This is a genomic window from Polaromonas sp. P1_E12, assembly GCF_056405975.1.
In genome coordinates this window covers 353,897-367,052 of record NZ_JBFUBB010000007.1, presented here as the reverse complement: position 1 = coordinate 367,052, position 13,156 = coordinate 353,897, and the positions used below count along the sequence as shown (strand labels likewise).

Here is a 13,156-nt window from a genome sequence, read left to right as displayed (position 1 = left end):
CCTTTCTGAAGGAGCAGGGTTTCATTCATGGTGGCTGCCCGGTTTAGAGAACTTCGTAAATGCCGGCTGCGCCCATGCCGCCGCCAATGCACATCGTCACGCAGACGCGCTTGGCGCCGCGGCGCTTGCCTTCGATCAGGGCGTGGCCCGTCAGGCGCTGGCCGGTCACGCCATAAGGGTGACCGACGGCAATGGCGCCGCCGTTGACGTTGAGCTTGTCCATAGGAATGCCCAGCTTGTCGGCGCAGTACAGCACTTGCACGGCAAAGGCTTCATTCAGCTCCCACAAATCGATATCGCTGATCTTCAGGCCCAGCTTCGCCAGTACCTTGGGGATCGCGAAGACCGGGCCAATGCCCATTTCGTCGGGCTCGCAACCGGCAACTGCGAAGCCAAGGAAGCGGCCCAGGGGCTTGAGGCCTTTCTTTTCGGCCAGAGTTTCGTTCATCACAACTACGGCGCCGCCGCCGTCGGAGAACTGGCTGGCATTGCCGGCCGCGATCACGCCGCCAGGAATGGCCGGCTTGATGCCGCTGATGCCTTCCTTGGTCGTGCCTTCGCGGATGCCTTCGTCTTTGCTCACAGTAACTTGTTTGGTGGAGAGGCCCATGACCTTGTCGGCCACGCCGGCTGTCACGGTGATCGGTGCGATCTCGGCTTCAAAGAGGCCTGCAGCGAGAGCTGCGGTTGCTTTTTGCTGGCTCAGTGCGCCGTACTCGTCCATGCGGTCGCGCGAGATGTTGTAGCGTTTGGCGACCTGCTCAGCGGTCTGGAGCATGTTCCAGTAAATCTCGGGCTTGTTCTTGGCAAGCCAGGTTTCCTGCAGCATGTGGGTGTTCATTTCCTGCTGCACGCAGGAAATGCTTTCGACGCCGCCGGCCACGTAGATGTCGGCTTCGCCAGCGATCACGCGCTGGGCCGCCAGGGCGATGGTCTGCAGGCCGGACGAGCAGAAACGGTTGACTGTCATTCCCGATACCGTCACCGGGCAGCCAGCGCGCAGGGCGATCTGGCGTGCGATGTTGGCGCCCGTGGCGCCTTCGGGCGTGGCGCAGCCGATGATCACATCATCGACTTCGGCGGCCTCGATGCCGGCGCGTTTGAGCGCGTGCTCGACGGCATGACCGCCCAGGGTGGCGCCGTGTGTCATGTTGAAGGAGCCCTTCCAGCTCTTGGCCAGGGGGGTGCGTGCGGTGGAAACGATTACTGCTGAAGTCATGGAATTCTCCGGATTCTGGGACGTTGATCTGTGCGGTCTGCTGGGCTTAGGTGGACAGGTTGAAGGTCTTGCCTTCAGCCGCAAGCTTGGCCAGCAGGGGCGCGGGCTTCCAGAATTTGGCGTCGTCCAGCGGGTTCTGCGCGAAGCGGTTCATGCTTTGCACCACATTGAAGAGACCGACCTGGTCGGCGTACAGCATGGGGCCGCCGCGGTAGACCGGGAAGCCATAGCCCATGATGTAGACCATGTCGATGTCGCTGGCCTTGGAGGCAATGCCCTCTTCCAGGATGTGCGCGGCCTCGTTGACCAGCGAATACACCAGGCGCTGTACGATTTCCTCGTCAGAGATCTTGCGCGGTGTGATGCCCAGGCTGGTGCGGTGGTCTTCAATCATCTTGACGACTTCGGCGTTCGGGATCGCATCGCGCTTGCCGGGCACGTAGTCGTACCAGCCGGCGCCGGTTTTCTGGCCGAAGCGGCCTTTTTCGCAAAGAAGGTCAGCGGTCTTGCTGTACTTCATGTCTGGTTTTTCGGTGTAGCGGCGCTTGCGGATCGCCCAGCCGATGTCGTTGCCGGCCAGGTCGCCCATGCGGAACGGGCCCATGGCAAAGCCGAATTTTTCAATCGCCTTGTCGACCTGTTCGGGCGTGCAGCCTTCGTCGAGCAGGAAACCGCCCTGGCGGCCGTACTGCTCGATCATGCGGTTGCCGATAAAGCCGTCGCAGACGCCAGAGATCACGGCCGTCTTCTTGATCTTTTTGCCCATCGTCATCACGGTGGCCAACACGTCCTTGCCGGTCTTGGCGCCGCGCACCACTTCCAGCAGCTTCATCACATTGGCCGGGCTGAAGAAATGCAGGCCGACCACGTCTTGCGGACGCTTGGTGAAGGCGGCGATCTTGTCGACGTCCAGCGTGGAGGTGTTGGAGGCCAGAATGGCGCCCGGTTTCATCACGCGGTCCAGTTCCTTGAAGACCTTTTCCTTGACACCCATCTCTTCAAACACGGCCTCGATCACCAGGTCGGCGTCTTTGAGGTCGTCGTAGCTGAGCGTGGTGCTCAGCAGTCCCATGCGCTGGTCATATTTGTCCTGCTTGAGCTTGCCCTTCTTGACCTGGGCTTCGTAGTTCTTGCTGATGATGCCGAGGCCTTTGTCCAGGGCCTCCTGCTTCATCTCGAGAATCTTGACCGGGATGCCGGCGTTCAGGAAATTCATGGCAATGCCGCCGCCCATGGTGCCTGCGCCGATCACAGCCACCGAATTGATCTCGCGCTTGGGCGTGTCTTCCGGCACGTCGGGGATCTTGGAGGCCGCACGCTCAGCCATGAAGATATGGCGCAGCGCGCGGCTTTCGGGTGTCCACATCAGGTTGATGAAGCACTCGCGCTCAAAAGTCATGCCGTCTTCGAATTTCTTCTTGGTTGCGGCTTCGACCGCATCCACGCACTTCAGCGGCGCGGGGAAGTTTTTCGCCATCCCCTTCACCATGTTGCGGGCGAACTGGAAGTAAGCGTCGCCATTGGGGTGCTTGGCGCGCAGGTCACGCACCAGCGGAAGCGGCCGGGTGTCGGAAATCGATTGGGCAAAGGCCAGGGCTTCCTGGGCCAGCGATTCGGGCGAGGCAGCAAGCTTGTCGAACAGTTTCTGACCGGGGATTTGCGCGAGCAGCTCGCTCTTGACGGGTTCGCCGCTCACGATCATGTTCAGGGCCGGTTCCACGCCGAGCACGCGCGGCAGGCGCTGCGTGCCGCCGGCGCCAGGCAACAGGCCGAGCTTGACTTCAGGCAAGGCCACGTTGGTGCCAGGCGCGGCGATGCGGTAGTGGCAGCCCAGGGCCAGTTCCAGGCCACCGCCCATGCAGACGGAATGGATCGCGGCGACGATGGGCTTGCCGGAATTCTCGACCGCACGGATCACGCTCAGCAGATTGGGTTCGATCAGCGCCTTGGGCGTGCCGAACTCCTTGATGTCGGCGCCGCCCGAAAAGGCTTTGCCTGCACCGGTGATCACGATGGACTTGATGGCGGCGTCGGCGTTGGCCTTCTGGATGTTGTCGGTCAGGCTCAGGCGTGTGGCGTGACCCAGGCCGTTGACGGGTGGGTTGCTCAGTGTGATGAGCGCGACGGGGCCGTGAACTTCGTAAAGGGTGGTCATTGCGTTGCTTCTTTCCTTGATGGAGTTTCAGTTTTCGGTTGTCTCGGCTGGCGCTGCGGCCCGGCACGCGCTGGTCGGGCGCACAAAAAAGTACGACCGTTCTTTTTCCATTGTAGGGGGCGTTTGTGACGGCACAAGTCTCCGGATGGACTGTTCAGTCTATTTTTGTCCCAGCGGCGACATGCCCGGGACAATCCAAACCGTTTGTAGAACCTGTTTACAGCCTAAACGGGGCCGCGTTGGGGTGCAATCGGGATGAGTGGGCCGCTCGGGCACGCCGCATGGGCTAATGCCCATGCAAGAGCCTGGGTGGCTCAATCGCCCGATTTCACCCCAACCCGGAGGGCAAGCGCCTTCTCGGGCGGTCCGCGGCGTTGCGGCGCTAGCCCATAGCTGGGCTATGGGCGTCGCACCGCGCCTTGCATCCCATCCCGAGAAGGGGCTTGCGCGGCCCCGTTTAGGCTGTAAACAGGTTCTCACACTTCCAGCCACTCTTTGCGGATGTAGGCATCGGCCCGCAGGCTGTCGGGTGTGCCGTCAAACACGATGCTGCCGTGGCCCATGACCAGCGCGCGATCGGAAATTGCCATGGCAATCGTCAGTTTCTGCTCGATCAGCAGTACCGAGATGCCCTTGGCCTTCAGCGTTTGCAAATACTGCCCCACCAGCTCAACGATTTTGGGCGCAAGGCCTTCAGTGGGCTCGTCGATGATGATGAGGTCGGGATCGCCCATCAGCGTGCGGCACAGCGTGAGCATCTGCTGCTCGCCGCCCGAGAGCACGCCGGCCTCGGTGTGCTGGCGTTCGCGCAAGCGTGGGAACATCTGGTACATGTCTTCAAACGACCAGCGCGAGCCCTTGCCTGAACCTTTCTGGCCCAGCAACAGGTTCTGGTGCACCGTGAGCTTGGGGAAGATGTCGCGGTTTTCCGGCACATAGCCTATGCCAAGGTGAGCGATCTGGTAGGCCTTCTTGCCGACAATTTCCTGCTTTTTCCAGAGGATGGAGCCCTGGCAGTCGACCAGGCCCATGATGGCCTTGGCCGTAGTGGAGCGCCCCGAGCCGTTGCGGCCCAACAGCGCAACAATCTGGCCGGGTTGCACGTCGAAATGCACGCCATGCAGCACGTGGCTTTTGCCGTAGAAGGCGTGGAGGTTCTGGATATGCAGCATCAGTGGCCTCCTCCATGCGCTTGGGCGTCCGCAACAGAAGAGCCGAGATAGGCCTCTTGCACACGCTGGTCTGCGCGCACGGCTTCCGGCGTGTCGTAGGCGATGATCTCGCCATAGACCACCACCGCGATCTTGTCGGCCAGACCGAACACCACGCCCATGTCGTGCTCCACCGTCAGCAGGGTTTTGCCCACGGTGACTTCCTTGATCAGATTGATGAAGCGGCTGGTCTCCGAGCGGCTCATGCCGGCTGTGGGTTCATCCAGCAGGATCACGTTCGCGCCGCCGGCAATCGTGATGCCGATTTCCAGCGCGCGCTGCTCAGCGTAGGTCAGGTTGGTGGCCAGCACATCACGCTTTTTGTCGAGCTTGATCATGGCCATCAACTCGTCTGCGCGCTCGTTGGCGTCATCCAGGTCGGCCAGGAAGCGGAAGAAGGTGTACTTGTAGCCCAGGCTCCACAGCACGCCGCAGCGCAGGTTTTCAAACACACTGAGCTTGGGGAAGATATTGGTGATCTGGAAGCTGCGCGACAGACCCAGCCGGTTGATTTCAAACGGCTTTTTGCCGTCGATGCGCTGGCTATTGAGCAGCACTTCGCCGCTGGTGGGCTCAAAGCGCCCGCTGATGAGATTGAACAAGGTCGACTTGCCGGCACCGTTGGGGCCGATGATGGCGACGCGCTCGCCGGCCTGTACCTGGAGGTTGGCGCCGCGGATGATTTCGGTCTTGCCGAAGCTCTTGCGCAGGTCTTTGAGCTCAAGCGAATAGTTCATATCAACCTCCCCACCAGCCAGGGCCGCGGAACCGGCTTTGCCGGGCCGCAGGCGCAGCGCCCCAACCACCATGAAAGGGGCATCGAGCCGCAGGCTCGAAGTGACGAGCGTGGGGGCTCACAGTAATTCCCTTCGCTTGATTTCTTTCTCGATGTCATTTTGTATCTGGCCCCATTGCGTGAGGAATTGCCGGCGCGTGAGCTCGAACAGCCCCAGGCCGGTGACAAGCACAAAGCCGGCGCCCAGCCAGCTGTTGAGGTTGGTGGCGTTGAGGCGCACGCCCATAAAGCCAAGCTCGGGGCCCAGGGCCGCGTTGAGCTGCAGGTGGTAGACCATCTCCACCATGGCGGCCGCGCCGGCGAGCGCTGTGAAGGCCGTTACGGCCAGGCCCAGGTAGCCCACCCACAGCTCCCTGAGCTTGCCGAAGGAGGCTATGCGCAAATTCATCATGATCAGGCTGGCGATGCCGCCGGGCGCATACATCACCATGAACAGGAAGACCAGGCCCACATAGAGCAGCCAGGCCATGGACAGTTCCGACAACAGGATCAGCGCCAGCACCAGCAGGCCGGCGCCGATGATGGGGCCGAAGAAGAAGGTGGCGCCGCCCAGGAAGGTGAACAGCAGCAGGCTGCCTGAGCGCACACCGCTCACCACTTCCGCCGTGACGATTTCCGAATTGATGGCCGCCAGACCGCCACCTATGCCGGCGAAGAAACCGGCAATGATGAAGGCGTAGTAGCGCACGCGCTGCGTGTTGTAGCCGATGAACTCCACGCGCTCGGGGTTGTCGCGCACAGCGTTCAAAATCCGGCCCAGCGGCGTGCGCGTGAAGGCGAACATGGCCGCCGTGCAGATGAAGCAATAAAACGCGATCAGGTAATAAACCTGGATCTGCGGGCCGAAGCTGATGCCGAACACCGGCTTGCCGTAAGCGCGGTTGGTAGTGATGCCGCCCTCCCCGCCGAAAAACTCGGGGAACATCAGCGACATGGCGAACACCAGTTCGCCCACGCCCAGCGTGATCATGGCAAAGGTGGTGCCGGCCTTCTTGGTGGTGACGTAGCCGAACAGCACGGCAAAGAACAGGCCCGACAGGCCACCCACCAGCGGGATCAGCGGCAGCGGGATGTAAAAGCTGCCTTTGGCGGCCAGATTCATCGCGTGCACGGCCAGGAAGGAACCCAGCCCGGCATAGACCGCATGGCCGAAACTGAGCATGCCGCCCTGCCCCAGCAGGATGTTGTAGCTCAGGCAGATGATGACCAGGTAGCCGGCCTGTGACAGCATGGTGAGCGCCAGGCTGCTCTTGAACATCATGGGCGCGGCAATGAGCAGCAGCGCGTACAGCGACCACAGCAGCCAGCGGCCGACGTTGTAGGGTTTGAATTGGTGGTAAGCGGTAGACATGTGGCGATTCATCCTTCCCGTGTACCAAGCAAGCCCTTGGGCCGGAAGATAAGGATCAGCACCAAAAAGAGGAACGGCAGGATGGGCGCCACCTGCGAAATCGTGAGCTTGAGCAGCGGATAGCCAAAGGTCTCGGGCGTCACGGTGTAGCTGAATTTCACCAGCAGTGTCATCAACGACTGGTCCATCTGGATCGCGAAGGTCTGTATCAGGCCTATCAGCAGGGACGCCAGGAAGGCGCCGCTCAGCGAACCCATGCCGCCCACCACCACGACGACGAAGATGATGGCGCCGACCGAGCCGGCCATGGCTGGCTCTGTGATGAAGGTGTTGCCGCCTATGACGCCGGCCAGGCCCGCGAGCGCCGCGCCGCCGCCGAAAACCAGCATGAAGACGCGCGGCACGTTGTGGCCCAGTGCCTCCACGGTTTCAGGATGCGTGAGCGCGGCCTGGATGACCAGGCCTATGCGCGTACGCGTGAGCAGTAGCCAGATGCCGGCCAGCATGGCCAGCGAAATGAACATGATGAAGGCGCGCGATTTCGGGAAGTTGGTACCGAACACCGTGAACAGCGGCCCCTGCAAGCCTTCGGGCAGCACGTAGTTGACGGCCGATCGGCCCCAGACCAGTTGCACAAGTTCCAGCAGCAGGTAAGACAGCCCGAAGGTGACCAGCAACTCGGGCACGTGGCCGAACTTGTGCACCTTGCGCAGGCAAAAGCGCTCGAAAGCCGCACCCATCACAAACACCAGCAGCGGCGCCACCAGCAGCGACCACCAGAAGCCTATGACCTGCGAGGTGCTGTAGGCGATATAGGCGCCGACCATGTAGAAGGACGCGTGCGCGAAATTAAGCACGCCCATCATGCTGAAGATCAGCGTCAGGCCGGAACTGAGCATGAACAGCAGCAAGCCGTAGCTGAGGCCGTTGAGCATCGCGATGGTGAAGGATTCCAGATTCATCGATAAGCGCCTGTTGCAAAAAGCCGGATGAAAAAAGGCCCGAACTCGGATCGGGCCTGTGTCCGTCAGCGGGACGCGGGAATCACCCCGGGCGCTTCATCTGGCACGAGGTAGGCGTGCTGGCCACATAGGGCTCATAGTATTTGACCGGCACAAAGGTGTAGCCGGTGTTCTCGGCATCGTAAGGGTATTTGCCGCCGGCTTTTTCCCATTTGTCGATGTAAAGGCCCTGCTGCAGCTGGTGGTCGGTCTTTCGCATCTCCACATCGCCGTTGAAGCTCTTGAAGCGCAGGCCTTCCATGGCCTTGGCCACGACGGCCGGCTCGGTCGATTTTGTCTGCGCCATGGCTTCGGTCAGGATGGTGAAGGCATGGAAGATCGCGCCGGTGTAGAAGTCGTCGTTGAACTTCTTCTTGTAGTCGGCCTGGACCTGCTGGATCTCGCCGCCCATGTTGAGGTGGTTGTAAGACACCATGTAGACCCGCCCGGCCGAAGCTGCGCCCAGCGCGGTCGGCGTGCCGGTGACGCCGGCGTAATACGTGTAGAACTTGACGTTGTTCAGGCCCGCCTCGTTGGCGGCCTTCACCAGCAGCGAGAGGTCGGAACCCCAGTTGCCGGTGATCACGGTGTCGGCACCCGACTGTTTGATCTTGGCGATGTAGGGCGCGAAGTCGCGCACCTGCGCCAGCGGATGCAGGTCCTCGCCGACGATCTGGACGTCGGGGCGCTTGGAGGCCAGGTTGGCCTTGGCGAATTTGGCAACCTGCTGGCCGTGCGAGTAGTTCTGGTTGATCAGGTAGACCTTCTTGATGTCGGGCTGGTCCTTCATGAAGGCCGTCAGGGCCTCCATCTTCATGGAAGTGTCGGCATCGAGCCGGAAGTGCCAGTAGTCGCACTTGCTGTTGGTCAGGTCCGGGTCCACCGCGGCGTAGTTGAGATAGACGACTTCCTTCCCGGGGTTGCGTTCGTTGTATTTGGACAGTGCATCCATGATGGCGAGCGCCGGGCCGGAACCGTTGCCCTGCACCACGTAGCGCGCGCCCTGGTCGATGGCGGACTTCAGCGCATTGGTGGTTTCCTGCGGGCTGAGCTTGTTGTCGATGCCGATGATCTCGAACTTCACGCCGGCCTTGTTCTTCTTGCTGAACTGCTCGGCCAGGAACTGGAAGCCCTTGAGCTGGTTGGTGCCCACGGCCGCCATCAGGCCGGACAGTGGATCAAGCCAGGCGATCTTGACAGTCTGGTTCAGGTTGACGGCACCGGTGGCCGGTGCTGCAACTGCAGCTTTGGCGGGCGCTGCGGCCTTGGCGGGCGCCTGGGCCAGCGCCATGCCGCTGTAAAGCATGGAAGACACCGCCAGGGCGATGCCTGCATGCCGTGCGAAAAATCGGTTCTGGGTTGTCATCCCTTGTCTCCTGAAAATTGTATGAATGCGCGGTGAATCCGCAGAGGGAACCGGCAAAGGTTAGGTCAAATGATGTTGCACTGCGTCAGGGAATGCCCTAGCCGATGTCACCCACGTGACCCCCACGCTTTTCACTTCGTGTAATGCGCTGCCCCCCGAGGGGGCCGCTGCGCCTGCGGTCTGGCAAAGCCAGTCCCGCGGCCCCGACTGGTAAGGGAGGTCACCGCCCTTTTGTTTTATGGCTGTGGCAATTTGTAATCTTTAAGAAGTTCGCGCAGCTTGGTCTTGAGCATCTTGCCGGTGGCGCCCAGGGGGATGGCGTCGACGAAGACGACGTCGTCGGGGATTTGCCATTTGGCGGTCTTGCCGTCGTAGAAGCGCAGCAGCTCGTCGCGCGTGACGTCCATGCCGGGCTTTTTCACGACCGCGATGATGGGGCGTTCATCCCACTTGGGATGGGCCACGCCTATGCAGGCAGCCATGGCGACGGCTGGGTGCGCCACGGCGATGTTCTCGATCTCGATGGAGCTGATCCATTCGCCGCCGGACTTGATCACGTCCTTGCTGCGGTCTGTAATTTGCAGATAACCGTCGGCGTCTATGGTGCCGACGTCGCCCGTCGGGAACCAGCCGTCCACCAGCGGGTCACCGCCCTCACCCTTGAAGTATTCGCGCACAATCCACGGCCCCTTGACGTAAAGGTCGCCAAAGACCTTGCCGTCCCAGGGCAGTTCCTTGCCGTCGGCATTGACGATCTTCATGTCGACGCCGTAGATGGCGCGCCCCTGCTTGAGGCGTATCTTCATTCTTTCTGCTTCCGGCAGTGCGTCGTGCTTGTTCTTGAGCGAGCACAGCGTGCCCAACGGGCTCATCTCGGTCATGCCCCAGGCGTGCAGCACTTCCACACCGTAGTCTTCGCGGAAGGCATTGATCATGGCGGGGGGACAAGCAGAGCCGCCAATGACGGTGCGACGCAGGCTTGAAAATTTCAGCCCGGCAGGCTTCATGTGGGTCAGCAGCATCTGCCAAACGGTGGGCACGCCGGCGGCGTAAGTGACCTTCTCGGCCTCAATCAGCTCGTAAATCGATTTGCCGTCCAGGGCCGGTCCGGGGAACACCAGCTTGGCGCCGGTGAGCGCGGCCGAGTACGGAATGCCCCAGGCATTGACGTGGAACATGGGTACGACGGGCAGGATGGCGTCGCGTGCGGAGATGCTCATGACATCGGGCAGCGCAGCCGCATAGGCGTGCAGCGTGCTGGAGCGGTGGCTGTAGAGCGCGGCTTTGGGATTGCCCGTGGTGCCGCTGGTGTAGCACATGCTGGAGGCGGTGTTTTCGTCAAAACTGGGCCAGGCGTAGTCGGCAGTCTGGGCGCCTATCCAGCTTTCGTAGCTTTGCAGGTTGGGCACGCCGGAATCCGCCGGCAGCTTGTCGGCGTCGCACAGCGCGATGTAGTGCTTGATGGTCGGGCAGCGGGCGTGCACGGCTTGCACCAGTGGCAGAAAGCTCAGGTCAAAGCACAGCACCTGGTCTTCGGCGTGGTTGGCGATCCAGGCGATCTGATCCGGATGCAGGCGCGGGTTGATGGTATGCAGCACCCGGCCAGATCCGCTCACGCCGTAATAAAGCTCCAGGTGCCGGTAGCCGTTCCAGGCCAGCGTGGCAACGCGGTCGCTGAATGCGAGCTTCAGGCCGTCCAGCGCATTGGCAACCCGGCGCGCCCGATGGGCGACATCCTTGTAGGTGTAGCGATGCAGGTCGCCCTCCACGCGGCGCGAGACGATTTCGGCGTCGCCATGATGGCGCTCCGCAAATTCGATCAGGCCGGAAATCAGCAGCGGCTGGCTTTGCATTAACCCAAGCATCGGGAAGTCTCCATTGGTTAAATAGTGTTCAGCAAGTGGGCATCATGCCGCAGCGCACCATGACGGTCATGCGGGATTGCCCGTGAAATCACGGGTTCATGTCAGGTAGGGGACAATTTGCCGATGACCTCTGCAAACCTTCCGGCGCCCGACGATGCAGGCTCCTCTGTCGGCACCTCGCTGACCTGGAGCAACAGCTTCGCCCAACTGGGTGGTGACTTCTACACCCGCTTGCAACCGCAACCCCTGCCAGATCCCTATTGGGTCGGCCGCAGCCGCAGCATGGCGCGCGAACTGGGGCTGGGCGCAGAATGGCTTGAATCGCAGGCTGCCCTGGAAGCCTTGACCGGCAATAGCGTCTTGCCCGGCTCCGAGCCGTTGGCCAGCGTCTACAGCGGTCACCAGTTTGGCGTCTGGGCCGGGCAGCTTGGTGACGGCCGTGCCTTGTTGCTGGGCGAAATCAATACTCCGCGCGGGCCACAGGAAATCCAGCTCAAAGGCGCCGGCAAAACGCCCTACTCCCGCATGGGCGATGGCCGGGCTGTACTGCGCAGCTCGATTCGCGAATTTTTGTGCTCCGAAGCGATGCATGGCCTGGGCATTCCGACCACGCGGGCGCTGTGCGTTACCGGCTCCGACGCGGCCGTGCGGCGCGAGGAGATCGAGACCGCCGCCGTGGTGACCCGCACTGCGCCAAGCTTCATCCGCTTCGGCCACTTCGAGCATTTCAGTTACAACGACCAGCATGCGCAGCTCAAGGTGCTGGCCGACCACGTCATCGACCGGTTTTACCCTGCCTGCCGCGAGGCAAAGCAACCTTATGCGGCGCTGCTGGAGGCCGTCAGCGAAAAGACCGCACACCTTATGGCAGCGTGGCAGGCTGCAGGTTTTTGCCATGGCGTCATGAACACCGACAACATGAGCATCCTGGGGCTGACCATTGACTATGGCCCGTTCCAGTTTCTCGATGCGTTTGATCCTGGCCATATCTGCAACCATTCGGACACCCAGGGCCGCTATGCCTACAACAAGCAGCCCAACATGGCCTACTGGAACCTGTTCTGCCTGGGACAGGCCTTGCTGCCGCTGATTGAAGACCAGGAGCAGGCGCTTGCAGCCCTGGAACCCTACAAAACATTGTTCCCTGAGGCATTGCAGGCCCGAATGCGCAGCAAACTTGGCCTGGCGGACGAGCAACCCGAGGACAAGGCCCTGGTGGACAACACCTTCAAACTGTTGGCCGCCAACAAGGTGGACTACACCATCTTCTGGCGGCGCCTGAATGGTTTCACGGCACAAAGCGGCCATGAACCCCTGCGTGACCTGTTCTTTGACCGGGAATCCTTCAACGCCTGGGCGCTACAGTATTCAGAGCGCCTCGCGCAGGTGGATCAAGGGCTGCGGGCCGATTTGATGCTCAAGAACAACCCGAAATTCGTTCTGCGCAACCATTTGGGTGAAGAAGCCATACGCGCCGCGAAACTAAAAGACTTTTCCGGGGTCGACACCTTGCTTGCCTTGCTGCAGGCCCCATCTGATGAGCACCCGGGGCACGAGAGCTTTGCGGATTTCCCCCCAGACTGGGCCTCGTCCATTGAAATCAGTTGCAGTTCGTAACACCTCCGCCAACTCACGCCAGGAACAGAACATGAGCACCAAGATCCAGAAAACCGACGCCGAGTGGAAGGCCCTGCTGGCAGAAAAAGGCGCTGAGCCTGCGGCCTTTGAAGTCACGCGCCACGCCGCCACCGAGCGCCCCTACACCGGAAAATATGAGGCTGTTTGGGCAGACGGCAGCTATCACTGCATCTGCTGCGGTGCCAAGCTGTTCGAATCGGAAACCAAATTTGATGCCGGCTGCGGCTGGCCCAGCTTCTCAGAGGAAGCCGTGCCGGGTGCGATTGAGGAAATTGTGGACCGCAAGCACGGCATGGTGCGCACCGAAACCGTGTGCGCCAGCTGCGGCGCGCACCTGGGCCATGTGTTTCCTGATGGGCCGTCTCCCACAGGCCTGCGCTACTGCATGAACTCCGCTTCTCTCGATTTCAAGAAGAAGGAATAGCCCCCACGGTCGCTCGCTTCGCGTAGCTTCCTGCCCCCCGAGGGGGCCGCCCGCCTGCGGCCCGGCAAAGCCGGTTCCGCGGCTCATGCTTGCTAATTCGGGACCCAACGCCAGTGAGCTCTTTCGCTTC

The 13,156-nt window shown here is 61.5% G+C and carries 10 protein-coding genes; 2 read left to right on the top strand and 8 right to left on the bottom strand.

The genetic code is table 11. From position 1 onward, the window contains the following. Window positions 1-43: 43 nt before the first annotated feature. From AC1D13_RS19985 to AC1D13_RS19950, 8 genes are all read right to left on the bottom strand, one after another. Window positions 44-1,219, bottom strand: a complete 1,176-nt coding sequence (locus AC1D13_RS19985) for an acetyl-CoA C-acyltransferase (protein ID WP_457280858.1) — start codon at window positions 1,217-1,219, stop codon at window positions 44-46. A gap of 46 nt (window positions 1,220-1,265) precedes the next feature. Beyond that, complete coding sequence (locus AC1D13_RS19980) at window positions 1,266-3,374, bottom strand: 3-hydroxyacyl-CoA dehydrogenase NAD-binding domain-containing protein (RefSeq protein WP_477666003.1); 2,109 nt, start codon at window positions 3,372-3,374, stop codon at window positions 1,266-1,268. A 476-nt stretch (window positions 3,375-3,850) separates the two neighbouring features. After that, the gene (locus tag AC1D13_RS19975) at window positions 3,851-4,546 is read right to left on the bottom strand and encodes an ABC transporter ATP-binding protein (protein ID WP_074574254.1); all 696 of its coding nucleotides are present in this window, start codon (window positions 4,544-4,546) and stop codon (window positions 3,851-3,853) included. After that, window positions 4,546-5,322, bottom strand: a complete 777-nt coding sequence (locus tag AC1D13_RS19970; protein ID WP_457280856.1) for an ABC transporter ATP-binding protein — start codon at window positions 5,320-5,322, stop codon at window positions 4,546-4,548. Before AC1D13_RS19970 ends, AC1D13_RS19975 begins: the two co-directional genes overlap by 1 nt. A gap of 117 nt (window positions 5,323-5,439) precedes the next feature. Then, a complete protein-coding gene (locus AC1D13_RS19965; protein ID WP_457280855.1) occupies window positions 5,440-6,732 on the bottom strand; it encodes a branched-chain amino acid ABC transporter permease in 1,293 nt (430 codons plus the stop codon). A gap of 8 nt (window positions 6,733-6,740) precedes the next feature. Then, entirely contained in the window at window positions 6,741-7,694 is a 954-nt protein-coding gene (locus AC1D13_RS19960; RefSeq protein WP_477666002.1) for a branched-chain amino acid ABC transporter permease, read from the bottom strand. A gap of 82 nt (window positions 7,695-7,776) precedes the next feature. Further along, window positions 7,777-9,024: a branched-chain amino acid ABC transporter substrate-binding protein gene (locus AC1D13_RS19955; protein ID WP_477666042.1), complete on the bottom strand. Its 1,248-nt coding sequence runs from the start codon at window positions 9,022-9,024 to the stop codon at window positions 7,777-7,779. Between the two features lie 311 nt (window positions 9,025-9,335). Continuing rightward, complete coding sequence (locus tag AC1D13_RS19950; protein ID WP_477690168.1) at window positions 9,336-10,964, bottom strand: 3-(methylthio)propionyl-CoA ligase; 1,629 nt, start codon at window positions 10,962-10,964, stop codon at window positions 9,336-9,338. Window positions 10,965-11,087: 123 nt separating this feature from the next. Here AC1D13_RS19950 and AC1D13_RS19945 point away from each other — a divergent pair, with 123 nt between their 5' ends. Continuing rightward, on the top strand, window positions 11,088-12,581 hold the full coding sequence (locus AC1D13_RS19945) for a protein adenylyltransferase SelO (protein ID WP_477666000.1): 1,494 nt from the start codon (window positions 11,088-11,090) through the stop codon (window positions 12,579-12,581). Window positions 12,582-12,612: 31 nt separating this feature from the next. After that, window positions 12,613-13,026, top strand: a complete 414-nt coding sequence (gene msrB / locus AC1D13_RS19940) for a peptide-methionine (R)-S-oxide reductase MsrB (protein ID WP_457280851.1) — start codon at window positions 12,613-12,615, stop codon at window positions 13,024-13,026. The last annotated feature ends 130 nt before the right edge of the window (window positions 13,027-13,156 follow it).

Bases quoted from the DNA above. Each gene is read 5' to 3' on its own strand.
- AC1D13_RS19980 (WP_477666003.1), bottom strand. From the start codon at position 3,374: ATGACCACCCTTTACGAAGTTCACGGCCCCGTCGCGCTCATCACACTG.
- msrB (WP_457280851.1), top strand. From the start codon at position 12,613: ATGAGCACCAAGATCCAGAAAACCGACGCCGAGTGGAAGGCCCTGCTG.
- AC1D13_RS19985 (WP_457280858.1), bottom strand. From the start codon at position 1,219: ATGACTTCAGCAGTAATCGTTTCCACCGCACGCACCCCCCTGGCCAAG.
- AC1D13_RS19970 (WP_457280856.1), bottom strand. From the start codon at position 5,322: ATGAACTATTCGCTTGAGCTCAAAGACCTGCGCAAGAGCTTCGGCAAG.
- AC1D13_RS19975 (WP_074574254.1), bottom strand. From the start codon at position 4,546: ATGCTGCATATCCAGAACCTCCACGCCTTCTACGGCAAAAGCCACGTG.
- AC1D13_RS19955 (WP_477666042.1), bottom strand. From the start codon at position 9,024: ATGGCGCTGGCCCAGGCGCCCGCCAAGGCCGCAGCGCCCGCCAAAGCT.
- AC1D13_RS19950 (WP_477690168.1), bottom strand. From the start codon at position 10,964: ATGCTTGGGTTAATGCAAAGCCAGCCGCTGCTGATTTCCGGCCTGATC.
- AC1D13_RS19965 (WP_457280855.1), bottom strand. From the start codon at position 6,732: ATGTCTACCGCTTACCACCAATTCAAACCCTACAACGTCGGCCGCTGG.
- AC1D13_RS19960 (WP_477666002.1), bottom strand. From the start codon at position 7,694: ATGAATCTGGAATCCTTCACCATCGCGATGCTCAACGGCCTCAGCTAC.
- AC1D13_RS19945 (WP_477666000.1), top strand. From the start codon at position 11,088: ATGACCTCTGCAAACCTTCCGGCGCCCGACGATGCAGGCTCCTCTGTC.